This is a genomic window from Seonamhaeicola maritimus (genome assembly GCF_008056315.1).
Classification (GTDB): domain Bacteria; phylum Bacteroidota; class Bacteroidia; order Flavobacteriales; family Flavobacteriaceae; genus Seonamhaeicola; species Seonamhaeicola maritimus.
The window spans coordinates 28,120-54,451 of the sequence record NZ_VRKQ01000012.1 but is presented as its reverse complement, the minus strand read 5'-3'; the positions used below and the strand labels follow the sequence as shown (position 1 = coordinate 54,451).

At 35.3% G+C, this 26,332-nt stretch carries 13 protein-coding genes; all 13 read left to right on the top strand.

Going from position 1 to position 26,332, the window contains the following annotated elements; all coding sequences use genetic code 11:
- Window positions 1–9 precede the first annotated feature (9 nt).
- Window positions 10–2,841 (top strand): glycoside hydrolase family 2 protein, encoded by a 2,832-nt coding sequence (locus FUA22_RS13440; protein WP_147769118.1) that lies wholly within the window; start codon window positions 10–12, stop codon window positions 2,839–2,841.
- Window positions 2,842–2,861: 20 nt separating this feature from the next.
- On the top strand, window positions 2,862–5,684 hold the full coding sequence (locus FUA22_RS13435; protein WP_147769117.1) for a glycoside hydrolase family 2 protein: 2,823 nt from the start codon (window positions 2,862–2,864) through the stop codon (window positions 5,682–5,684).
- 23 nt (window positions 5,685–5,707) lie between these two features.
- Window positions 5,708–7,003 carry a glycoside hydrolase family 117 protein gene (locus FUA22_RS13430; RefSeq protein ID WP_147769116.1) on the top strand — a complete coding sequence of 432 codons (1,296 nt, stop codon included), beginning with the start codon at window positions 5,708–5,710 and terminating at the stop codon, window positions 7,001–7,003.
- A 3-nt stretch (window positions 7,004–7,006) separates the two neighbouring features.
- Complete coding sequence (locus FUA22_RS13425; protein WP_147769115.1) at window positions 7,007–9,523, top strand: glycoside hydrolase family 2 protein; 2,517 nt, start codon at window positions 7,007–7,009, stop codon at window positions 9,521–9,523.
- A gap of 65 nt (window positions 9,524–9,588) precedes the next feature.
- Window positions 9,589–11,520 carry a hypothetical protein gene (locus tag FUA22_RS13420; RefSeq protein ID WP_206667109.1) on the top strand — a complete coding sequence of 644 codons (1,932 nt, stop codon included), beginning with the start codon at window positions 9,589–9,591 and terminating at the stop codon, window positions 11,518–11,520.
- A gap of 29 nt (window positions 11,521–11,549) precedes the next feature.
- Window positions 11,550–13,073, top strand: coding sequence for an alpha-L-fucosidase (locus FUA22_RS13415; RefSeq protein ID WP_147769113.1), 1,524 nt, complete (start codon window positions 11,550–11,552; stop codon window positions 13,071–13,073).
- A 109-nt stretch (window positions 13,074–13,182) separates the two neighbouring features.
- Window positions 13,183–14,094, top strand: a complete 912-nt coding sequence (locus FUA22_RS13410) for a nucleotidyltransferase family protein (RefSeq protein WP_147769112.1) — start codon at window positions 13,183–13,185, stop codon at window positions 14,092–14,094.
- Complete coding sequence (locus tag FUA22_RS13405) at window positions 14,094–15,161, top strand: phosphotransferase enzyme family protein (RefSeq protein WP_147769111.1); 1,068 nt, start codon at window positions 14,094–14,096, stop codon at window positions 15,159–15,161. Before FUA22_RS13410 ends, FUA22_RS13405 begins: the two co-directional genes overlap by 1 nt.
- A gap of 180 nt (window positions 15,162–15,341) precedes the next feature.
- Window positions 15,342–16,043 (top strand): hypothetical protein, encoded by a 702-nt coding sequence (locus FUA22_RS13400; RefSeq protein WP_147769110.1) that lies wholly within the window; start codon window positions 15,342–15,344, stop codon window positions 16,041–16,043.
- Between the two features lie 27 nt (window positions 16,044–16,070).
- The gene (locus FUA22_RS13395) at window positions 16,071–16,943 is read left to right on the top strand and encodes a family 16 glycosylhydrolase (protein ID WP_147769109.1); all 873 of its coding nucleotides are present in this window, start codon (window positions 16,071–16,073) and stop codon (window positions 16,941–16,943) included.
- Window positions 16,944–17,406: 463 nt separating this feature from the next.
- Window positions 17,407–21,318: a two-component regulator propeller domain-containing protein gene (locus FUA22_RS13390; protein ID WP_147769108.1), complete on the top strand. Its 3,912-nt coding sequence runs from the start codon at window positions 17,407–17,409 to the stop codon at window positions 21,316–21,318.
- 156 nt (window positions 21,319–21,474) lie between these two features.
- Complete coding sequence (locus FUA22_RS13385) at window positions 21,475–24,642, top strand: SusC/RagA family TonB-linked outer membrane protein (RefSeq protein ID WP_147769107.1); 3,168 nt, start codon at window positions 21,475–21,477, stop codon at window positions 24,640–24,642.
- Between the two features lie 11 nt (window positions 24,643–24,653).
- Window positions 24,654–26,330, top strand: coding sequence for a RagB/SusD family nutrient uptake outer membrane protein (locus FUA22_RS13380; protein ID WP_147769106.1), 1,677 nt, complete (start codon window positions 24,654–24,656; stop codon window positions 26,328–26,330).
- Window positions 26,331–26,332: the final 2 nt, after the last annotated feature.

Below are 26,332 nucleotides of genomic sequence, written 5' to 3'. Positions count from 1 at the left end.
AGCATATTTATGAAGATTTTAAAATTTGTGCTCTTTGCTCTTTTAATTTTATCAAATCAACTAATTGATGCCCAAGAGAAAACGGAGGTTGTATACCTATCAGGAACGGATAAGGATAATTTGGTTGACTGGGATTTCTACTGTTCAGACGGCAGGCAAAGTGGAGAATGGACTAAAATAGGGGTCCCATCATGTTGGGAACAAAAAGGATTTGGAACTTATAATTATGGTTCAGGTATGGGCGTAGTAGATATGGCTTCTGAACACGGGTTGTATAAGTATAAATTTAAGGTGCCAAAAAATTGGAAAGACAAAGACATTAAAATAGTATTTGAAGGCGTGATGACCGATGCTGAAGTGAAAATAAATGGCAAATTAGCAGGTCCTATTCATCAAGGGGCATTTTATGAATTTAAATACGGAATTACCAAGTTACTAAAATATGGTGTAGAGAATTTACTGGAGGTTAAAGTAAATAAAATGTCTTCTAATGAATCCATCAATCATGCAGAAAGAGGCGCAGATTTCTGGGTTTTTGGTGGTATATATCGCCCCGTTTATTTGAGTGTTTCTCCAAAAGAGAATATTAGCAGAGTAGCTATTGATGCTCAGGCTAATGGTCAAATTATAGTAGACCTATTTATAGATTCCAAAAAAGCTAATGATGTTTCCATAGGCCTTTTGGACTTACAAGGAAATATAGTTCAAAACATTAAAAATGATAACATTACTAAGGAAAATGGTAAATGGCGCGTAAAAGGGAAAGCCAATGATGTAAAGACTTGGAATCAAGAGTTTCCAAATTTGTATAAACTTCAAATTTCCTTATTAGATAAAAACAGAAAAACACTGCATCAAATAGAAGAACGTATTGGTTTTAGGACAATAGAGGTTTTAGAAGGAGATGGTATTTACGTTAATGGTGAGCGTATTAAGTTTAAAGGTGTGAATAGGCACGCATTTCACCCTACATCTGGTAGAACTACTTCTAAAGCTATTAGTATTGAACATGTGAAACTGATGAAGGATATGAACATGAACGCAGTACGTATGTCTCATTATCCGCCGGATGTTCATTTTTTAGATGTTTGTGATTCCTTGGGTTTATTTGTTCTTGATGAAATTTGTACCTGGCATAACCCTATGTTAGATACCAAAGTAGCTAGAAAAATTGTTAAGGAGACCGTGGTACGCGATGTCAATCACCCATCCATTCTCATGTGGGGTAACGGTAATGAACAAGGATGGAATCCTGAAGTAGATGACGATTATGCAAAATGGGATATTCAAAACCGCGAGGTGATTCACCCATGGAGTATCTATAAAAAGACAAATACAATTCATTATAGTCACTATCATTCTTTGGTTAACGATTCCTATTCTAAAGAGAAAATTTTATTCCCTACGGAATTTTTACACGGTGTTTATGATGGCGGGCATGGAGCTGGGTTGGATGATTACTGGTTAAGAATGTGGAATTTACCATTGAGTGCAGGCGGTTTTCTATGGGATTTTGCTGATGAGGGTATTGAAAGAACCGACAGGAATAATGCCATCGATTTACAAGGAAACAAAGCAAATGACGGTATAGTTGGGCCAAATATGGAAAAAGAAGCGAGTTACTTCACCATTAAAGAAATATGGTCGCCAATTTATATAGAGGATAGATTTATTAAGGATGATTTTAACGGCATTTTTAGATTAGAAAATCGCTATCACTACACCAATTTGAATCAATGTTCCATGACGGCAAAGTGGATAAAGTTTGATGGTCCAGAGGGAAGTAAAAAACACAAATTACTTTCTAAAAGTAAAGTAGATTTACCGAATCTTTCTCCTGGCGGAAAAGGAAAATTTAATGTTGAAAAACCATCAAATTGGAAATCGGCAGATGCCTTGCACCTTACTGCAATAGATGTGTATGGAAATGAAATTTTCACATGGTCTTATCCTGTTTCTGCTCCAAGTAAGTTGAGTGTCCCCTTAGTGGTATATACTGGTGAGGGTGCAATTAAGACAGAAACCAAAGACCAAAAAATTAGGGTTGAAGCAAATGGTATTACCTACCAGATTTCTAAAGAATCCGGTATGCTTTTAGAGGTGAAAAAAGGCAATCAAATTATTCCGCTTAAAAATGGACCAATAATTCTAAATCAGAAAGCAAAAATTGAGAGTATTACTGTAACTTCTAAAGAAGATAAGGTTGAAATACTAGCCGTATTTGAAAAAACAGATAAATCACCTGGGTGGTCTACCGTAAAGGAATATGCTTCAGATATTATCAAGTGGACTATTCATCTAAATGGCTTGTTAGATTTGAGAGTAGAATTTAAAGGCTATAGAAACTTAAAAGGTTATAGGGGTATCACATTTTCATTCCCTGAAGAGGAAGTGGCAGGCATGAAATGGTTAGGAGATGGCCCTTATCGCGTATGGAGAAATAGATTGAAAGGTACACGTTTTCAAGTTTGGGAAAACGACTATAACAATACGGTAACAGGTGAAGCTGGAGAAGATGAATTTGTTTATCCAGAGTTTAAAGGTTTCTTTTCAAGCTTATATTGGTCTAAAGTAAAAGGAAATAACAATAACGGATTTACGGTGTATTGTAGAACGCCACATACGTATTTAAGAATGTTGACGCCTCAAGAGCCTAAGGAAAATAAAGTAGGGAAAACACATCCTAAATTTCCTGAAGGAGACATTTCTTTTGTGATGAATGTCCCGGGGATTGGTACAAAATTTCAAAAATCAGAAAGTATGGGGCCTCAAGGAAACCAAGAACATTATTTTGGAAATGATGATGAACCAATAGTGTTGGATTTAACTTTTGAATTTTAATTAAAGTATTACAAATTATTATGAAACGACTTTTTTCATTGGCACTAATAATATTCTTCATTTTTAGTTCGGGTTTAATAGCCCAGAATCAAACCGAAATAAAATATCTGTCCGGAACAGATAAAGATAATACTGCCGAATGGGATTTCTACTGTTCTGATGGCATGCAAAGCGGAAAGTGGGCTAAAATTGGTGTCCCTTCCTGTTGGGAATTACAGGGCTTTGGTTATTATAACTACGGACGAGATTTTAAAATTTCTAAACCCTATCATAAGGAATATGGGCTTTACAAGCATACATTTCAGGTGCCTAAAGATTGGAAAAATAGAGAAGTAAAGATTGTTTTTGAAGGCGTGATGACGGATGCCGAAGTGAAAATAAATGGAAAGTTGGCAGGTGCAATACATCAAGGTGCCTTTTACGAATTTAAATATGCCATTTCGAAGCTTCTAAAATATGGTACTGAAAATCTTCTTGAAGTAAAAGTTAATAAGTGGTCAGCAAACGAATCCATAAATTTTGCCGAACGTAATACCGACTTTTGGATTTTTGGTGGCATTTATCGCCCTGTATATTTAGAAGTGATGCCTAAAGAACATATAGAGCGTGTTGCTATTGATGCCCAAGCTGATGGAAAGATTACCGCAGAGGTTTATACTGATTCAAAAAAAGCTGCTTCTGCAAACGTTGAGCTTCAAGATTTAAAAGGCAATAAGGTGCAAGATTTGGATGCTACTGTAAATAAACAAGAGGATAAATTGACTCTTATAGCTAAAGCTTCTAACATAAAAACATGGAATGCAGAAAAACCCAATCTATATCAATTGCAAATTGATCTGCTGGATAAAAAAGGAAATAAACTGCACTCAATTTCAAAGCGTATCGGTTTTAGAACGGTTGAAATCAGGGAAAGTGACGGTATTTATGTTAACGGCAAACAAATAAAGTTTAAAGGGGTTAATAGACATAGTTTTTACCCAGAATCTGGACGTACTACTTCCAAAGCATTGAGTATTGAACATGTGAAAATGATAAAGGACATGAATATGAATGCTGTGAGAATGTCTCATTATCCGCCAGATGTTCACTTTTTAGACGTTTGTGATTCCCTCGGATTATTTGTTTTAGATGAACTTTGTACATGGCATACACCATATCTTGATACTAAGGTAGGGAAGAAACTAATAAAAGAACTTGTTGTACGTGATGTAAATCACCCATCAATCCTCATTTGGGATAATGGAAATGAAACAGGATGGAATCTTGAGCTGGATGACGAGTTTGCTAAATGGGATATCCAAAAACGTGAAGTTATTCACCCATGGAACTCATTTAACAAGATAAATACCATGCATTATCCGGATTATTATATGTTCGCTTTTGATGCTCCGGTAAAAGATAAAATCTATTTCCCAACAGAATTTTTACATGGTTTATATGACGGTGGACATGGGGCAGGTCTTGACGACTATTGGAAGCAAATATGGAACATGCCTTTAGCAACTGGAGGATTTTTATGGGGTTTTGCAGATGAAGGCGTTGTCCGTACAGACAAGGGAGGTATCATTGATGTTGATGGGAACCATGCACCAGATGGTATTGTGGGGCCTTACGGTGAAAAAGAAGGAAGTTATTTTACCATTAAAGAAGTTTGGTCGCCTATTTATATTGCAGACCGCTATATAAGGGAAGATTTTTCGGGGATATTTAATGTTGAAAATAGGTATCACTTTACCAATTTGAATGAATGCACAATGACTGCCCAGTGGGTTAATTTCAATGGGCCTGAAGGTAATACTGATGTTAAAATATTATCAGAAAGTCAAGTGGAATTGCCAGCACTGTCACCGGGAGCTCAGGGGAATTTTAGTGTAAACAAACCTACTAACTGGAAATCGGCCGATGCCCTGTTTTTAAAGGCAATAGATATGCATGGTATGGAAATATTTACTTGGACATACCCAGTTAAAACACCAAAGCAAATTAATAGTGATAAGGTAAGCTATAGTAAAGATGGGACTATTGAAACGGTTTCATCTGAAGAACTGATAACTGTAAGCACTGGCGACAGCGAATTTAAGTTCTCGGCGAAAACTGGATTATTAAAGGAAGTGAAAAAAAATGGTAGGCTTATTCCTTTAAAAGATGGCCCTATTATGTTAGGCAGCAAGTCGAAATTTGAAACGGTTAAAGTAAATACTTTAGACGATATGGTTGAAATCATCGGGTTATTCAACAAAAGAAAGAAGTATTACGATTGGAAAGATAACAATGAAATGACTCAGGATTTCTTTATTTGGACGGTCTATCCTAATGGCATATTAGATTTGAAGGTAGAACTTAGAAATCAGAAAATTGTAGAAGACTATATGGGCATTACGTTTTCATTTCCTGAAGAAGAAGTTAAAGGTATGAAGTGGTTGGGAGATGGCCCATATCGCGTGTGGCGTAATCGTATGAAGGGTAACCAGTTTAAAGTTTGGGAAAACGATTATAACAACACCATTACGGGAGAATCTGGTTGGGTTTACCCTGAATTTAAGGGCTTCTTTTCAAGCATTAATTGGGTGAAATTACTTGGTAAAAAGAAAAATGGCTTTACGGTGTATTGTCATTCAGATTTAACTTTTTTGCGTATGTTAACACCAGAACAGCCAGCAGAACCAATGAGAGGCGCTACCGTAGCAGAATTTCCTAAAGGAGATATTTCCTTTGTAAAAAACATACCAGCCATGGGAACCAAGTTCATGCCGGCTACAGCATCGGGCCCTCAAGGAAGTGCTAAAAACTATTTTGGAAACGTGGATGAACCATTAGTTTTTGAGTTAACATTTGAATTTTAAAAATATCAACTAAACATATAAACATGAAACATATTGTATATCTACTGGTAATTGGCATATTAGGAATTTCCTGCCTACAAAAAGTAAAAGATGAACAAAAAGAAAGTACAGAAGAAACTTCAAGTGAAGATTTTCCATTTTTTATACCTGCTGAAAAACCAGACCGAGCCTTAAGTGCTGCGGTAGAGCGTAATTACGATGCCTATGATAATATTCGCCTAGAGCAAACTGAGTTATACACACAATTTAAATACACTAAACTAAAAGGGTTTGATTATAATGGGGGAGATGGGACTATTACTCGCCGAGACCCTTCAAAAGTAATTTTTGAAAACGGAAAATATTACGTTTACTATACAGGAAGAAAGAGTTCGGTTAAGCCCGTTGGAATGTCCCGTGCTAAAGAGTCAACTGATGTTATTCCTTCGGCAGATTGGGATTTAGCAGATATTTGGTATGCCACTTCTGAAGATGGTTTTACTTGGGAGGAACAAGGTATTGCACTGCCACGTCCGCCCAAGCCACAACCTGGGTGGCGCTCGGTAACTACAACAGATATTTTAAAGTTTAAGGGAAAATACTATTTATACTTCCAGGCATTTATGGAAGCTAGCGGATTACGTGGTGATTTCTGTCCAGTATCCGTAGCTTATGCAGATTCTCCTGACGGTCCTTGGACACACTCAGGTGAAATTGTAATTCCGAATGGACCAGAAGGTTCTTGGGACCAATACTCCATCCATGACCCATATCCGTTGGTACACGATGGTAAAATCTATTTGTATTATAAAGGGGACTTTGACAAGCGTCCTGAGCTAAAACCATCAAAAATTAGAATGCAAGGATTAGCTATTGCTGAAGACCCATTGGGGCCATTTGTAAAACATCCTTTAAATCCAGTGATAAATTCAGGGCATGAAACTACCTTGTTTCCATTTAAAGAAGGAGTTGCCGCTATTATTCAGCGTGATGGACAGGAGCACAATACCATTCAATATGCTAAAGATTGGGTGAATTTTGAAATTGCCGCAATCACCGAATTACTTCCTGTAGCAGCTGGCCCTTATGTGCCCGATGCATTTACAGATACTAAAGACGGACGCGGTATTACATGGGGAATATCACATTTTATTAATGCCGGAGGAAATTGGAATCATACCATCCTTACCAGATTTGATTGTGATTTGAGTTTAGATGTAGATGATCAAGGTATGAAAGGGCATTATTATCAACATAGCCCGGAGTTTCATTATTCGCATGGTTTAAGTGCGAAACAAAAGGAGCGTATTAAAAAACAAACTGAAGAATTAAAGAAATAAACAATGAAACATCTCCTGTCTAATTATCTTTTTACATTAATAGCATTCCTGACTCTAGGAAGTATTTCTAATGCACAACAGTCAAAACGTTTAGTTCATGATTTAAGTGGATATCATTGGAAAGTTCAAGGTACTTTACCGGGAAGAGGTTTAGAAGAAAAATTCCCAGAAATAAGTTATGACCATATGGGAGACGCCCTAAACTGGGCGCCTGCTCAAGTACCTGGAGATGTGTTTACAGACTTATGGCGTGTTGGGAGAATAGAAGACCCGCATTATGGACGTAATAGCGTAAAAGCTAAATGGGTAAATGAATATGAATGGTGGTACCTAAATATTTTTAATGTACCAGAAGAAATGAAAGGTAAAACTATCGAATTAACTTTTGATGGTGTAGATTATGCTTGTGATGTTTTTGTTAACGGAAAAATGTTAGGCACGCATGAGGGTATGTTTACTTCTTTTTCTTTTGATATCACTGATTTAGTGAGTTTTGAACAAAAACGTAGAGGCAGAAATACATTAGCGGTTCGTTTGCATCCTGCTCCCCGCCGATATAGCCAGGTGGCAGGAAGGAAACCTGCGTGGCATGGTGATTATTGGGTAGATTTAGTTCCTACTGGTATATGGAAGCCGGTGCGTTTAGAGGCATTCGAAACTACAAAAATCAAAGACATTTATGTTCAGTCAGATATCAATCTAAAAAAGAAATCGGCAGACTTAACGGTACAAGTTGAAGTAGAAAACTACGAATCAACAAATAAAAGTGTTGAGATTGAAATTGAGGTGCAAGGAGAAAACTTTAAATCAAAATCATATAAATCAACTATTACAAAAAGTTTATCTCCGGGTAGAAATGAATTTACAATTCCTGTTAAGGTTCCAGATGCAAAACTATGGTATCCTTGGGATTTAGGTGACCAAAACCTTTACATAGCCAACGTGACTATAAAAAGCAATAAAAAGGTATTAGATGTAGATGATAAACTGTTTGGTGTTCGTGAACTAAAAATGGAGATGAACCCTGGTTACACTAAGGATGAGGTTGAAAATCCTTGGACCGTCATGATTAATGGGAAACGTCATTTTATTCGTTCTGGTACTTGGGGAGGACCTCCTGATATTTTCTTTGGGCGTGCATCCAATGAAAAATATGAAGAATTCGTTCGTCTAGCCAAGGAAGGAAATATGAACAATCTTCGCATTTTTGGTTGGCATCCTACAGAAATTCCATATTTCTATGAATTATGTAACCGTGAAGGAATTACTGTTTGGCAAGACATACTTCCAATTGCAAGTTTATCATTACCAAAAACTGAAGAATTTAAACAAGCCATTTTCTCTGAAGCAATTTCAGTTGTTAAAGACTTAAGGAATCACCCTTGTATGGTTATTATTGAAGGAGGTGAAGAAATTCTAATGACTGCTTCTGATCCTGAATATAACTTAAATTTAATGAAAGAATTGGGAGATGTTGTTGAACCATATACTAATTTACATTATGTTCCAGTATCACCCCTGAGCGACCATGTAGGTATAGAATTAGGTTTTAAACCTAAAGAAAGTGTTCATGCAAATGGATTGTTTTATAGTGAAGGAAGAATCAATACCGAAAAATTCTTTCAAAGTAAAGATTTTGCCGCGGTGCCTGAATTAGCTATTTCTTCATGTCCAAATGTTGAGAGTATTAAAAAGTTTATCCCGGAAGATGAACTATGGCCGCCAGGACCAAGTTGGGGGCATCATTGGACTGATTTTGATGTGTTCAGAACTCTGAATTTTGACGTTTTAGACAATCAGTCTACTGGAAGTTTACAGGAGTTTGTTGATGCAACACAAATTTCCCAAGGTGTAATCTTTCAATACGGTTTAGAATATTTCCGCAGAAGAAAACCAAAGTCAAGTGCTATTTGTATTTGTCACTACATAACTTTTGCACCAGATATGAAATGGGGTATAGTAGATTATTATCAACAGCCAAAAATTTCATATGACTATGTGAAAATGGCTTATCAGCCTGTTTTAATCAGTTTAGAGCATAAACGAAGAAGATGGCTCCCAGATGAACAATTTGAGGGCAAAATATGGGTAGTAAATGATTTATATAAAGATTTTAAAGATTGTAAAGCTGAAATTACATTTTTAGATCATAACAAAAAAGAAGTAAAACAAGACGTTATCAAAATTCCAAACATTAAAGGAGATAGCTCCAAAGAGTTTGCCGCTATATCTTGTAAAGTTCCAGGGGAACTAGGAAATCAATTCCATGTAAAGTTAAAACTCACGGATAAATCTGGGGAAGTAATTTCAGAAAACAAATACTTACTTTTAGTTGGTGATGAAAGGGTTGATTTACCACGTTTACGTGAAATTGGTCAGGAGGCCAGAGATAAAAAAGAGAAGTATGGCTCACATAATTATTTACGCTATTTTGAAGGCCTAAGCGGAGAAAGAGGTGTTAAACAGGCTGATGAGGAGATACCCACGGTTAAAGAGTTTAATTTGAAGAAAACTAAGTAAAAAGGGTGGTTGTTATCAGCAAAATACAACTTAAACTATCGCTATTATTTGTGTTTGCCCAATTAATGGGGTTTGCGCAAGACATAGAAGTTGAAGTAAACCTAAATACGAAACACAGTGTTAATGGTATTGATGCCTTTGACCGTGAGAAATATATAACCATTCATGCAAATTTAACGAACGACTGGTCTGGAAACCATTTACATTCTGATATAAGAAGTGATTTTTTGGATGGCTATGATGTGTATCTAGGCAGGGAAACCGGTGGGCTAACAGGGGTTTTAAGAACAGTTAAAGAGGACCCAAAAAGACCGGGGTTTGCAGATGTGTCACATATTAAAAGTTTGGGAGAAAGAGCAACTCAGTCTTACCAGAGACATACCGAATTGCATGGATATGAGCGTAGAATGAATAATATGGTTATAGGTGGGCAATTCCATCCTTTCTGGCCAGATGGCAATACCAATAGGAAAGGTTGGGCCTTATCACAAACCAGTAATGATAAAGAACCATTTGGGACTGCAACCGGACAATTTATGGCTCATTATATCAAGTCGTTTTTTCCTAAAGGTGTTAGAAAGAAGCCAAAATATATAGAAGTCATCAATGAACCCATGTGGGATTTGGTGCCGAGGGAAAACAGAGGGGTTGCCTTAAAAGAAAAAGCGGCCGTTCAAAAAATGGCTGAATTTCATTCTACTGTCGCTAAAGAAATAAAAAAGTTAAACCCCGATGTTTTGGTGGGTGGGTACACCTGTGCTTTTCCGGATTTTGAGTTGTATGATTTTAAAAGATGGGAATATCGCTGGAAACAGTTTATTGATTTAACGGGAGATGATATGGATTTTTGGTCTTTACATTTTTATGATTTTCCGTGTAAACAGAACTATAACAGCGGGAAGTTAAGTTATATTAAAAAATATCGAAAAGGCAGTAATCTAAAGGCGTCTTTAGATATGCTGGAGCAATATAGCATGATGACTTTTGGGAAAATAAAACCTATGGTTATTTCAGAATATTCGGTTCAAGCCCATAGATATAGGGATATAGCGTGGACCCCTTGGCGTGATTATCTGTATGTAAAAAGTGCCAATGCCATGTTGATGACCTTTATGGACCATCCGCAGTCTATTGCTATGGCCATACCATTTTTTATGCTTAAAAGCGAATGGGGGAGAACAAAGGAAGGGCATCCCTACAGGAGCCGATTATTTAGGCAACAATTTGAAAAAGAAGGGGAAACCGGAGATCAATGGGTGTATTCGGATTTAGTGAAGTTTTATCAATTATGGTCTGATGTCAAAGGGAAGCGCGTGGATATTAAATCCAATACTGTGGATATTCAAACAGAAGCTTATATAAATCGAAAAAAAGCCTACGTTATTCTGAACAATTTAACCGAGAAAAAAGTGCCCATGCATTTAAATGTACTGAACCCGACGGGCAACCCTTTAAAGCAAATAAAAATTAAACATCACTATGCGCCCTATAAACCTATTGAGATTGAAAGGGAAGGTATCATTGATGAAAAAGTACTGAAAGCCAATTTAGAGCTTATAGAGTTGGAAGCTGAAGGCACTATGATCTTGGAATACACTTTTAAAAAGCCTATAGATATTCTAGCTACAAAGGAAGAAGTAAAATACTATGCAGATTCATATTACCAGCCCATAGAAGCTGGGAAAGAAATAGTTTTCAAAATTAATAAGGTTGTAATTGGAAAAAAAGTGGAGGCTGTGCTTAGAATTGGTATAGGTAGAGATCATGGTAAATCCTTGAGACCAGAAGTTCGGTTTAATGGTACAAAAATTACGGTACCCGATAATTATTCGGGAGAACCACAAACCGATAGAGAACGCTTTTATGGTGTCATTGAAATACCAATTGATGCTGACTTTCTAAAACCCAATAATGAGATAAGTATAAAGTTCCCGGATTCAGGTGGTCATGTGGCCACGGGGACCATGCGGGTTTTTAATTTAATTGATAAAAACTAATAGATAAAATTGATAAAAAAATATTCAATATGAACCTGAGTAAATTGCTTGTAATTATACTGTTGTTAGTTTTTTCTGCTTGTAAAGAGGAAAAGAAAAAAAACACAGAAGAGGTTGTTAAATATGAACCAAATTTTGAATCCCTTTCAAAAAAAGAAGCCGCACCAGAATGGTTTGCCGATGCTAAATTGGGCATGTATTTCCATTGGGGACCCTATAGTGTGCCAGCTTATGGCAGCGCCTGGTACCCTTGTAATATGTACATGAAAGGAAGCGATGTCAACAAGTTTCATGAAAAGAACTTCGGACCCATTGAAGAATTTGGATACGAAGATTTTATTCCCATGTTTAGCGCAGAACATTTTAATGCCGAAGATTGGGCGGATCTCTTTGAAATGACCGGCGCTAAATTTGCTGGACCTGTAGCCCAACATCACGACGGATTTGCTATGTGGGACAGTGAAGTAAACCCATGGAATGCGGCCGATATGGGACCAAAAAAAGATATTGTAGGGGAGTTATTTGAATCCCTTAAAAAAAGAAACATCAAAACATTAGCAACCTTTCATCATGCACGTAACGGGCAGCGTAATGCCAATGCCCCCGAACGCTGGGGTAGAAATGGTTTCAATAGCCATTACCCATATCATCCCGAATTACCCACAGCAACTAAAGACCCTAAACTTAGAAAGTTATTTGGTAACTGGGAGAAAATAGAAGATTTCAATCAATATTGGTACGATCAGGTTGTTGAGGTTGTTGATAAATACAATCCAGATATCTTGTGGTATGACTCCTGGCTAAACATGATTCCGGAAGAAAAGATAAACGAAATGATTGCCTACCATTTTAATAATGGAATTAAGAATGATAAAGAGGTGGTTGTCTGTAGTAAGCACCAAGATATCCCGCTAGAATACGGTATTGATGATTTGGAGCAAGGTGGACGTAGGGACATTTACCCATTACCTTGGATGACCGATATCACTCTAAGTGATAAGCGTTGGATGTACGTGGAAGGTGAAAAATACAAGAATGCGGCTCTAGTAGTGAGAAATATGATTGATGTTTGGAGCAAAAATGGCACTGTTTTGTTAAATATATCACCACGAGCCGATGGGGTAATAAATAAAGAACAAAGAGATATTTTAAAAGATATTGGTGCTTGGATGAAAGTGCACGGTGAAGCCGTTTACGGCACACGCCCGTTTAAAATATTTGGATACGGTACAGCCAATGCTTCTGATGCCTCTCATGATGGGCAATCGGCTAAAGTTAAATATAGTGCGTCAGATGTTCGTTATACCGTTGCCAAAGACAAGAAAACTATGTATGTTTTCTTTTTAGGAGTTCCTGAAGCTGGAAAACAAATAAAAATGAGAGCCATTGGTGGTTTACACAGAAATTTGCCACCATCACCTATAAAAGACATTAAGTTAATGGGCTCTAGCGCTAAGATAGACTGGAAGCTTACCACCCAAACATTGCTTATTAAATTTCCAGAAGTAGAGTATAATCCTATAGCAACTGTTTTAAAACTGGAATTAGAATAATTTCATAAATACTTTATGAGCTGATATTATATCAATTTACAAACTTTGATGTAATGAATACATTTAGGTGACTTTGACTTAAATAATTATTGTAATTTGAACTTTCATTATGGAACTTACAAAACCTACATTAGTAATTATGGCCGCTGGAATGGGCAACAGATATGGTTCACTAAAGCAGCTTGACACATTTAATAAAGAAGGAGATACTTTAATAGACTTTTCTGTTTATGATGCCTTACGTGCTGGATTTGGTAAAATTGTTTTTATTATTAGAAAAAGTTTTGAAAAGGACTTTGAGCAAAGATTTGATAACAAACTATTTGGCAAAATAAAAGTGAACTATGTTTATCAAGAATTAAACACAGTTCCTACTGAATTCTATAATCAGGAAAGGGTTAAGCCATGGGGAACTGGTCACGCACTTTTGATGGCAAAAGATGTGGTAAAGGAGAATTTTGCCATTATTAATTCTGATGATTTTTATGGTTTCGAATCATTTAAGATTATGGCTGAAGCGTTACAAAAGAATGATCTTAACTCTTTTGATGCTATTTTGATAGCATACCCCTTAAAAAATACGATATCTGAACATGGATATGTTTCTAGGGGACAATGTGAACTAGATTCAAAAGGATTCTTAAGGAGCATTATAGAGCGTACTCATATTTTGAAGGATGGTGGAGTTTTAAATTATAAGAATGAAGACGGAAGTCTTACGCAAATAGATGGAGATACCCTGGTTTCAATGAATTTTTGGGGTTTTACACCCAAATTATTTGAATTTGCAGAAACACTATTTTTAAATTTCATGAAATTGCATCAACTTAATCTGAATGCAGAATTCTATATTCCATTTATTGTAAATGAAATAATCAAAACTAATTTGGGCAAGATTGATGTTTTAAAAACAAATTCAAAATGGTTTGGAGTGACCTATAAAAAAGATAAAGAAGTTGTTGAATTAGAAATTTCAAAGTTAAAAAATAAAAATGTTTATCCTGTAAATCTGTGGAGTTGATGAATCATAATCAGTTAGAATATATTTTTAATCAATTCAAACATGACTCCGTTTTTGAGAGTGTTCAAGAGTTGGTTTCAGGACATATTAATGATACCTATTTAATACAAACAACAAAAAAACCTTATTATATTCTTCAAAAGATAAATCATACGGTATTTAAAGATGTTCCTGGGTTAGTTAGTAATAAAGTGTTAATAAGTCAACATCTTCAACACAAGCTGAAACACTTACCGAAAAGAGAGTTACATAGGAATGTGTTAAGTTTTGTCCCATTAAAATCTGGAAAGTTTTATTTCAAGAGTGAAACAAATGACTATTGGAACCTAATGATATACATTGAGGACAGTATAACTTTTGAAACTGTAGATAACTCTGAAATAGCCTATGAAGCCGGAAAGCTTTTTGGTAAATTCTTGACATTGACCAACGATTTTGATTCTTTAAAATTGGTTGCGGTAATACCTAAATTTCATGATATGTCTTTTAGGTATGAGCAGTTTGAAGACTCATTAAGAGAGGCTGCTCCAGAAAGATTGGTGGCAGCAAAAAAGAATATTTTAAAAGTTAAGGAACTTAAAGAAGAGATGCATATTCTTCAAAAGTTAAAAGAAACGGGGCAATTGCCTCTAAGAGTTACCCATAATGACACCAAGGTTTCAAATGCATTGTTTTCACAAGATAATAAAGGGCTCTGTGTTATTGATACAGATACGGTTATGCCCGGTATAATCCATTATGATTTTGGTGATGCTATTAGAACTATCTGTAATACAGCCAAAGAAGATGAAACCAATTTAGACCTTGTTGGTTTTAACGTTTCTTATTATAAATCATATACTAAAGGATTTTTAGAGGAGATAGGTGATTCACTTTCGGAAAATGAGGCTAAACATTTACTGCTTGGGGCTAAATCCATGATTTTTATTATGGCCATCAGGTTTTTAACAGATTATTTGAATAATGATATTTATTATAAGACCAAATACCCCGAACACAATTTGAACAGATCTAAAAATCAATTAAAGTTATTGCAAAGTTTGGTTGATCAAGAAAAGGTGCTTTGAACTAGAATGTCCCAAGAATTTTAACATTTAACCTAAATCTACCAAATCTTGAGACGGTCTTTTAATAAAAAATACATTTCTTCTTTCAAGAAAAACATATGTCGCATTGTTTGTTTTGACTAAGGCCTAAATTTGGCTACTAGTAATCGCAATTCAATTGCCGACAAACAAAATATGTTTATGTTTTCAAAACTAAATTTTATTTGTGTTTTTTTCATGATTGGTCTTTGTTATGGACAATCACCTATTAAACCTCTTAATGTAGAAAAAGGTGCATTGATTTTTTTTGATGATTTTGAAAGAGAGGAAATGGTTTCTAAATGGACCGTAAAAGAAAAGTTTAGCGGTGCCTTTCAAATTAAAGACGGCGTATTGGTTGGGAAAGAACTGGAAGGTGCAGGACATGGATCTGTTGCTCGGGCACATTTTGCATTTTCGGATGTTGTAATTGAGTTCGATTTAAAATTTAAAAGCGGTAAACGGTTGAATATTGTTATGGATGACAGCCTTTGTAAAACGGTTTGGGCCGGCCATATTTCAAGAGTTGCGTTTTCACGTAACGATTTTAGGGTTCAAGATGATAAAACGGGGAGTATGGATCTTAATATTAGAAATCGGCGCCTAAAGCATCCTGAGAAGGCGGATGATATTAAATCGTTTTTAAAATCGAAAATGGACAATGCTAAATTTAAATTTGAGGATGGTAAATGGTATCACGTTGTTATTACTAAAATTGGTGATGTTTTAGAGTGTAAAATTGGCCATACCATTGTTCAGATTAAATCTGATGGTATAGCACATCCCAATTTGAATAAGTTTGGGCCAACTATTACGGGAGGAGAAATACACTTTGATAATTTTAAAATTTGGTCAATCAATTAACTTTAATAAACAACATAAACTAGTACAATGAAAATATTAAAACAACTTTCAATTTTAACATTGATTTTAATGGTCAGCGTTTCATTCGGACAGGATGCACCGTATTTTACTAAAGGCCAAGATCCAAAACCAGAGGGAGCAACTTGGAAGAAGATAAAAAAAATGTCCGATGAATTTAACGGGAAAAAAGTAGACGAAGGAAAATGGCAGATTTCGGGTCAAGGTTGGATAGGTAGAGCACCGGGTTTATTTTTGGCGGACAATATTAAAGTGGGTGATGGCAACTTGCAAGTAACCTCCACCAAATTACCAAAACCAGTTGTGAAACAAGGTAAAACCTTTACGCATGGGGGCGGTTATGTAGGCTCATGGAAAGGTATGACCTACGGTTATTATGAATGTAGGATGAAAGCCAATAAAACCTTTATGTCGTCTACCTTTTGGTTAATTAATGACAGAAATGAAACAACGGGTTGTGATAAGAGAACTACAGAATTGGATATTCAAGAATGTGTAGGACAGATGACAGGTGATCAGGAGTTTATAAAAAAAATGCTAAATCATATGAATTCAAATACACATAGTCGTGGTATAAAAGAAGGTTGTGATATTCCTTCAGGGTCAATAGGAGCCAAAGCACCATTAAATGAATTAGCTTCTGATGACTACCATGTTTATGGTGTATGGTGGAAAAATAAAAATGAGGTATTATTCTTTTTAGATGGCAAGTTTCAATCTAAAGTGAAACCAGAAGCAGATTTTAGCATCCCCATGCATTTAAGAATGGTTGTTGAAACATATAATTGGAATCCTGTCCCAGCTGATGGCGGAATGACCGGTTCTAAAGAAGATAGAACAACACTTTATGATTGGGTACGTTCTTGGAAGCTAGTGGATTAAATGCTCTAATGTTTATGGTATAAAAAAACGGTTTAGATTTATCTAAACCGTTTTTTCTTTGTAGCGAGATCGAGATTTGAACTCGAGACCTCCGGGTTATGAACTCACTGTGCTGTACTTTTACAACACATTTACTGGGATCACAGCCTATAATTTTATAAAATCGTATGCAAAAACGTATGCAGTTTTAACCTTTAGAATTAAATTAATTTAGCTGCAATTTAAGAATATATAAGTTGTATAACCAAATTATGGGGATTTTTAAATGTTGTTTTAGGTTTTGTTGATACATTTCATATAACTCGAATATAGGAATCTCAAGTTTCAGTTTATGATAAGGCATTATTAAATAGTATAATAACCATCAAAATTGGTTTTATAACCGTCACTCCCGATATTCTTTTCTAAAATAATGGTAACTTTATTAAATTGATGATTCTTTTTACAATAATGATTGCCTTATATGAGATCTATATTTAGTACCTTTTTTATCATCTTATTATTTCCCCCATTTGCCTATTCTCAAAGTCAAATAGAATTTGAAAAGCTAGTAGGTGAAAATGTGGCTACTCAAAGTATTACCTATGCTATAAAGCAAGACAGCATTGGTAATATTTGGATTGGATCCGAAGAGGGGGTTTTAAAGCATAACTCTAAATTTTATCAAATATATAATACGTATAATGGACTACCCGAATCTGTTAGTAATAGGGTTACTGAAGTATTTATAGATTCCAAACAGCGTATTTGGATTGGTTTGGAAAAGGGGGTATGTCTATATAATGAAGCACTGGACAGGTTTGAATTGGTTGGAGATAAAGCAGAGATTAATCCCACCCTGGTCGAAGCTATTTTTGAGGATTCAGAAGGCAATATTTGGATTGGAGGATTCAATGGCCTTTGGAAATATAATGTTGATAATCCGGACCGCACACTATCCAGGTTGGTTACCAATCAATCCATACAGGCTATTAATATTTTTGAAGGTAACTTAATTCTTGGAGCTAAAAAGGGGTTGTTTGTTTATGATATGTCCATAGACAAGCTTAGAAAAGTTAAACTGCCCCAAAATAAAAGAAATATAAGTTCTATCAATTTTTTTGATGATTTTGCGCTTATTGGTACAAAAACTGGCGATATTTTTAGAACCTCCTATAAGTTTAAAAACCTTCAATTGGTTAGTTTTGAGCGCGCATTGTCAATCCCTATTAACGACATCGTATTAGATAAAGAGGGGCACTATTACATTGCCACAGATGGGGATGGACTGTATTATGCCCAAAATGATTTTTCGATCATTAATCATTTTAAAGAAGATTCCAATAATCAGAAATCTATTTCAAGTAATGGGATCTATGATCTTGAACTCGGTAAAGAGAACATTCTTTGGGTGGCCACCTACGGAGGTGGTGTGAACTATTTCGATTCCAATCATTTGCCCTTTCAAAAAATACAGCATGAAATAAATGAAAGCAATAGTCTTGCCGTAAACTTTACCAGGGCAATAGCAAAAGATAAAAATGGAAACCTATGGTTTGGAACTAAATCAGGTATAAGTATTTGCGATAAACATTATACCAAATGGAAGCATTTTGAGAATCTCTCAAAAAATAAAAATGGAACCAAAGACATTGTATTGGCCTTGGAGCAAGATGACGATTTTATATGGGCGGGTACCTATAATAATGGCCTGTTTAAAATAGATATTAATAGCCTTAAAATAACCCATTATAATGAGGTGTATCCAGAAAAGAATATACTTCAAAAGGTTTATGCCATTCATAAAGACTCCAAGGAAAATTTATGGGTGGGTGGTATTCAAAGTGACCTGAAAGTAATAAGGCCAAATAATAAAGTGGACTCCTATCCCATACGGGATGTTAAATCGATTTCAGAATCAAAATCTGGTGATATTTTTATTACGGGGAGACGCGGTTTTTATAGAATTGATGATGCCACCAAAGCATTTGAGCTTGTAGAAAACTTAAAACCAAATAAAACAACTTTGGCCTATTCTACCCTTAATGCGGTTTTTGAAACCTCCGAAGGGAACTTGATTTTGGCAACTAATGGTGAAGGCCTGATTTTTTACAATGCTGAAACTAATAAAATCAGTAAACTAAGAGTAAGTTCCGGTATTCCTTCTGATATCGTTCAAAGTGTATTGGGTGAGAATGACAACAATATTTGGATAAGCACAACAAAAGGATTGGCTAATATTAAGTTGAGTAAGAAAGATACAGTTATAAATGTATTTGATAAAAGAGATGGACTGGCAAGTACAGAGTATAACTACGGAAGTTATGCCAAGCTTAATAATAATTTATTCGCTTTCGGTGGGCCGGATGGTGTGACTGTTTTTAACCCTAACCAAATAAAAGGACATGATGATAAACCCATAATCGCCTTTAATGAATTTAAATTATTTAATAAAGCTATTGAGCCGGGAGAGCAACCTCTGGAAAAGCATATCAATGAAACCAAGGACATTGTTTTAAAAAGTAATGAAAATTCGGTTGAAATAAGATACACCGGAGTGCTTCACAGTTCCGCTTCAAAAATTAAATATACCTGGAAATTGGATGGCTATAATGAGGAATGGTCTACGCCCAGTTATACAAGTTTTGTAACATTTACCAATTTAAAATCAGGTGATTATATATTTAGGGTTAAGGCATCTAATAAATATGGCGATTTTGGTGATGAGCGTAAAATAAAAATAAGTGTTTTAGCGCCTTGGTGGGCTACTAAAAAAGCATATGCCCTTTACTTTTTGGCGACCCTTATCATGATTTATTTGATCATTCATTTTACGAGTGCAATTATTAAAAAGAAGCATGCCGATGAACAAATTGACTTCTTAAATAATATCACCCATGAGATTAAGACGCCCTTAACCATATTATTGTCATCACTGGATGGTATTACCGAAGATAAAGAGGCCAACCCAGATTCTAAAAAAAGAATTAAAACCACAGTAAAAAGGATTAATTCATTGTTTGAGCAAATGCTTAATTTTCACAAGGTTACTTCTCAAGATGATGTTGTTCAGCATATTTCTGAAATAGAATTAGGAAGTCATTTTCAGAAAAAAATCAACAATTTTGAGCCGCTAACAAAAGAGAGGAATATTGAAATTGTTTTTAATAATAATTGGAACAATTCCTTATTTCATTTTGATGTAGACCTACTGGATAAGATTATACTGAACCTATTTTCCAATGCCATTAAATACTCTCAGGAAAATGGAAGTATTGTAATCGATCTTAAAAAAACTAAAAATGGGGATTTACGAGTCGATTTTAAAGATGATGGCTTGGGCATACCTAAGGATCAGCAAAAGTTTATACTGAAACGGTATTACAGAGCAAGAAACGCTATTAACAGTCAGAGACCTGGAACCGGATTGGGTTTGATAATGGTTAAAAAGCTAATTGAAAGAACCGGAGGTGATATTCATTTTGTTAGTGAGGAAAACAAGGGAACTACTTTTACCATTATATTAAAAGATAAAAAAACAGAATATAGGCAACACCTAATTTCAAAGAATATGCTTATTAGCCAGCAAGCCAATGAAACCGATAATCAATTGGAACTCGAGGAATTTAGCGATAGTAAAATTTTGGTAGTTGAAGATAATAATGAATTACGAGCCATACTGGTAAATACCTTAGGAGTCTATTTTCAGGTTTATGAAGCAGAAAATGGGGTAGAAGGCCTTGAAATTGCACATCAAATTTTTCCGGATATTATCCTAACAGATTTGATCATGCCCGAAATGGATGGTATGCAGATGGCAAGGGCGCTAAAGGAGGATATAAACTTAAACCATATTCCTGTGTTTATGCTCACCGTTTTACAGAGCTCTAAACAAAAGCTGGATAGTATAGAAAGTGGTATTTCAGAATATCTTGAAAAGCCAGTAAACATTAAGCTTTTATTGGCAAAAATTGCAAATACCCTTAAATGGCAACAAAAATTAAGAAAAATATACATTCATGAAAATGAATTGGATAGTGCCTCTTTATATAGAAATAAGCATGATAAAACCTTTATAGAGGATCTTGAAAATACCATTTTAAACAATCTTGACAATAACTCCTTTTCCGTACATGATCTGTCAAAAAGTGTTGGTATGAGCAGAACCTCATTGTACATGAAGCTTAAAACACTTGTAGATCTTTCCCCCCAAGATTTTATTATTCATGCCAAATTAAAGCACGCAAAGAACCTTTTGATTAAAGGGGAATTTAGTATTAAAGAAATTGCCTATAGTTCCGGGTTTTCCAACCCCAAATATTTTAGTACCTCTTTTAAGAAATTTTATGGTATGACTCCAAGTGGGTTTTTGGAAAGTCTGCAAAAAAACAACTAATTACCTGAGGCTTTTCTCTATTAAAAACGTTCGCTGTAGCTTGTTTTAGCCCTTGTTATTACTGAGATTGACAATTATTAAACCTTTTGTGATGACTTTTAGGGCATCTTAAAAAATCTAAAAACATAATTTCGTTCAAACTAAATTAATCTAAATATGAGAAAATATTTTTGTCTGATTATTTTTATTCTGCCATTTACCGTATTGGCACAACAGACAGTTAAGGGAACTATTAAAGACAACAATGCGCTACCGCTTCCAGGGGCCTCCATTTTAATTAAGGGAACAAATACAGGAGCGGTTTCAGATTTTGACGGTAATTTTGCTATTGATTTAAATACCGTGCCAATCACATTGGTTATAAGTTATTTGGGTTATGTTACCCAAGAAGTCCTTATAACCTCTCAAACAAATATAGCCATCGTACTTGAAAACGATCAAGAAAGCTTGGATGAAGTTGTTGTGATTGGGTATGGATCCGTGAATAAAAAAGACCTTACGGGTTCGGTGGTTTCAATTAAACCCACAGAAGACATTGTGGAACAATCAAGAGGCGTTGAGGACGTGCTTAGAGGTCGTTCTGCAGGGGTTCAAGTGAGTGCCAATAGCCCAGAGCCAGGAGGTTCGGTTTCTGTGAAAATTAGAGGTTTAAGTAGTCTTTCCGGAAATTCAGAACCCCTTTATGTTATTGATGGGATTATTATGGATTCAGCAACAGAAGATGTACAAAACCCTATTTCGGGATATACACCACCACAAGGTGGGGGTATTTCCGGTTTAAATCCAGCCGATATACAAAGTATTGAAGTTTTGAAAGATGCCTCGGCAACTGCAATTTATGGGTCAAGAGCTGCTAATGGAGTGATTATTATTACTACCAAAAAGGGTAAAGTTGGTAAGGCAAAATATAATTTGATTACCTCTTTGAGCACGGGAAGTGTTGTTAGAAATATTGATGTTTTAGATACCCAAAGCTATGCTAGATACCAAAATGAAATGCGTGAAGTTTTAGGACAGGAAATTCCGTATACCATAAACCCAGATGGTAACATTTTTACCACGGCCTCAGAGCCAGAGCAAATAGAAGGTATTAATTGGGCCGACGATACCTACCGTAATTCTTTAGTTAAAAGGTCTAGACTGTCCATTTCAGGTGGTGGTGAAGAAGGAGATTATTATTTTTCCGGAGGTTTTATAAGTAACCAAGGCACATTTCCAAATGCATTGGCCAAATCAACGGATTTTAACTTAAAGCTAAATCAAAATTTATCAGATAAAGTTAAAATATCAGCCAAAATTGCGGCTACTTACACTGAATTGAACGCTTCAAAAGGACCCGATGAAAATGGTGGGGCCAATAATAGTATGGTGAGACAAGTCATTTTGGCAGCGCCAATTTTAAACTTTTCAGAAAATAGTGACTTAGATGATCCAGATGAAAACTTGGACGGCCCAAGGGCATGGGCTACGGATTTTGACGATAATGCAGAGGAAATTCGGTTGCTGGGTTCTTTAAATTTAGATTATAAATTGTCGGATGTCTTCACTTATAGAATTCGTTTGGGTGCAGATTATAGAAAAAAAGACAGAAGTTTTTGGTATGGAGTTGGTTTAAGAAAAGGTAATGACCCAAATGGATTGGCAGGCGTATCTTCATTGAGTAGATTTAGATACAATTTGGATAATACACTTATGTTTAGAAAACGATTTAATAGAAATCATAGAATTAATGGTACTGTTGGGGTTCTGTTAGATAAGAGATCCATTGAAACATCTCGTTATTCAGCCTCAGACTTTGCAGATAAATCATTACGAGCAGATGGTATTTCTTTTGGAGGGGCCTTTACACCTTTGGTTTTAGGTAGTGAAGATGGAACAATTCTGTCATTTATTGGAAGGTTAAATTATACACTTGCTAATAAATATTTGTTTACCGGAACCTTAAGAGCAGATGGTAGTAGTAATTTTCCAAGTGGTAATCAATGGGGGTATTTCCCTGCGGCTTCTTTTGCATGGAAGGTTAATGAAGAAGCTTTTTTGAAGGATAGTAAAACCATATCAGATTTAAAAATAAGATTAGGATATGGAGAAGTTGGAAATCAAAATATACCAGCTTATAGGTATTTAAGTATTTTTGATAAAACCGAAGCGCTTCTATCGGACGCCACGGGTGGTAATTTAATTCCAGTGGTTCCACAATTTTTAAGCAATCCAGATTTAATATGGGAAACATCAAGCCAATATAATGCCGGTTTAGACTTTGGCTTTTTTGATAATAGGTTTAGAGGAACAGTAGAAGCCTATCATAAATCAAGTTCAGATTTACTGCTTAATGTAAGTATTCCGCCAAGTACCGGATTTGCAACATTAATAGCAAATCAAGGGGATATTGAAAATAGGGGGATTGAGATTTCTTTAAGCGGAGATATTATAAGTAACGACAAAGTAAATTGGAATGTTTTTGGGAATGTTTCTATTAATAAAAATGAAATAACAGATTTAGGAGGCATAGACCCTAGTAATCAGTTTGGAAATATAGGAGAAGTGGTGGGTTATTTAGGAACCCAAATAGCCGGAGGTCTTTATTTTAAACAGCCAGCAAATATTTTTATAGTAGGAAGAGAGGCCGGATTATTCTTTGGTCTAGAAACTGATGGCATTATAAGAACGGATGAACAATTAAACAATACTGAAACAGGAGATCCCTTAAAGTATAAAGGTACAGATATGCGCGTGGGTGATGTTTTATTTGTTGACCAAAATGGTGATGGTGATATTACAGATGCAGATAAAACAATTATAGGGAATCCTAATCCAGATTTTTCTTTCGGTTTTGGAACCTCTTTTGAGTATAAGAATTTCTCAATAAGTGCACTTTTTAATGGAGTTTATGGTAATGACATAGCCAATGGAAACTTATTAGAAACAGCTTATGCAAATAATACCACTCGAAATGTTCGTACAGCTGCTTATTTAGATGCGTTTGACGCCGTAAATAATCCAAATGGGGCATATCCCAGTGTAGGTGTTGGAGGTATTGGTACAGATTACACAAGAGAATTTAACGATAGAGCGGTAGAAGATGGAAGTTTTTTGAGGTTAAGTAACGTTACTCTTGGATACAATGTGCCAGTAGATCAAATAGATTTTATTGATAGTATGAAATTATCCTTAACAGGTCAAAATTTATGGCTTTTAACAGATTATACAGGTTTTGATCCAGAGGTTGATAGCTTTGCTTATGACCCTACCCGTATGGGAATAGACTGGGGAACATTTCCTAATCAACGCACATTTACTTTTAGTGTTAACGTCACATTTTAAAAAAAACAAAAATGAAAAACATATATAAAATTATAGGGTTATTCACTGTCATTAGTTTCGGTTCAATAAGTTGCAGTGATGTTTTAGAAGTAGATATACCCAAAAATCAATTTTCGGAAGTTCAAGTATTTTCTTCAGAAGAAGGTTTAGAAACTGCAGTAAACGGTATTTATATCAATTTACAAGGTTATGACTATTACGGATCAAGAATGCGTCTACTATTATGGCCTCATTCAGGTAAATATCAGTCTAAGCAAGGGGCTAATCTTGATGCTAATAAATTAGATATAACAAACACCAATATCAATTTAGACAAATTATGGCTTGGTATGTACCAAACCATTAATCAAATAAATGTAGTAATTAAGAATACAGAGGGTAGTGGGCTAAGTAATGAAGAAAGTACACTAGGACAAGCGCACTTTTTACGTGCTGTAGTTTATTTTGATTTGGTTAGAATGTTTGGAGAAGTGCCTTTAAGGACTCAACCTGCTACAAAAGATGATTTGCATATTGCTAAAAGTTCTAGAGAACTTTTATATAATCAAATTATACAGGATCTTAAGGAAGCAGCTCAAATACTTCCAGATAGAGGTGAGTATATTGATGGTAGACCTTTGAAATTTGCAGCCAATGCCCTTTTGGCAAAAGTATATATAACATTGGCAGGAGAAAATGATGCTACAGTTCAACCATCAGGGTTTAATGCTGTTACAGAATCTGAAATTACGGTTACCACTATAACTGATTTTTGGGAAGCGGCCAAAACAGAATTGGATTTTGTTATTAATAACGGAGGTTATAGTTTAACTAATACGTTTGCTGACTTATGGACAGAAGAAAGTAGAAATACTTCAGAGTCTATTTTTGAATTGCAATACGGTAGAACGGGAGCTGTAAGAACAAATGATGTAATAAGAGATGTGGTTCTAAAAAACAGTTCTATCGTACCAATAGGAGCTAATACTTTTGGGAGAATAAGGCCTAATAAAGAAATGTTAAGTGATCATATTATTCAATACTCAGGGATAGATTATACAGGTGTTGATTTTATATCGGCCGGAAAAGCATCTGATATGGTACAATTGGATGAAAATGTAGCGGATCCTCGCATAAATGAAACTTATATGTTCAACTTAATTGTTAGAACAGATAATGGAAAAAATTTCAATTTATTTCCTAGGTTAAATAAAGGGAATAATGCTTATCCACAACTTAACAAATATAAGGATACCGGTTATGATGGGGTAACAACTATCAAAAACCATATTGTATTAAGATACGCAGATATTTTATTGTTAAGAGCCGAAGTAGAAAATGAGCTGAATGGACCGGGGTCGGCTTATGGTTATGTTAATCAGGTTTTAGCCAGAGCACGTAATACAAGTTCAGGAGCAACGTTGCAGCCTGCTAATTGGGATGCTTCTAACGTGCCTGATAAAGACACCTTCAGAGAGCGCATTATGAAAGAAAGAGAGTATGAGTTAAACGGTGAAGGGCATGAATGGTTTGATTTGAGACGACGTGGGTTAGGTCGTTTTCAAGAGCAGATAGACCACCATAATGCTGGGGTTGTATTCTATAAATCAGATGGCAATAGAGACTTTATTTTTGAAAATATAGAAACAGAAATGACCATACCTATTCCTCTTTCTGAAGTTTCCACTAATAATTTAATAACTGAATAATA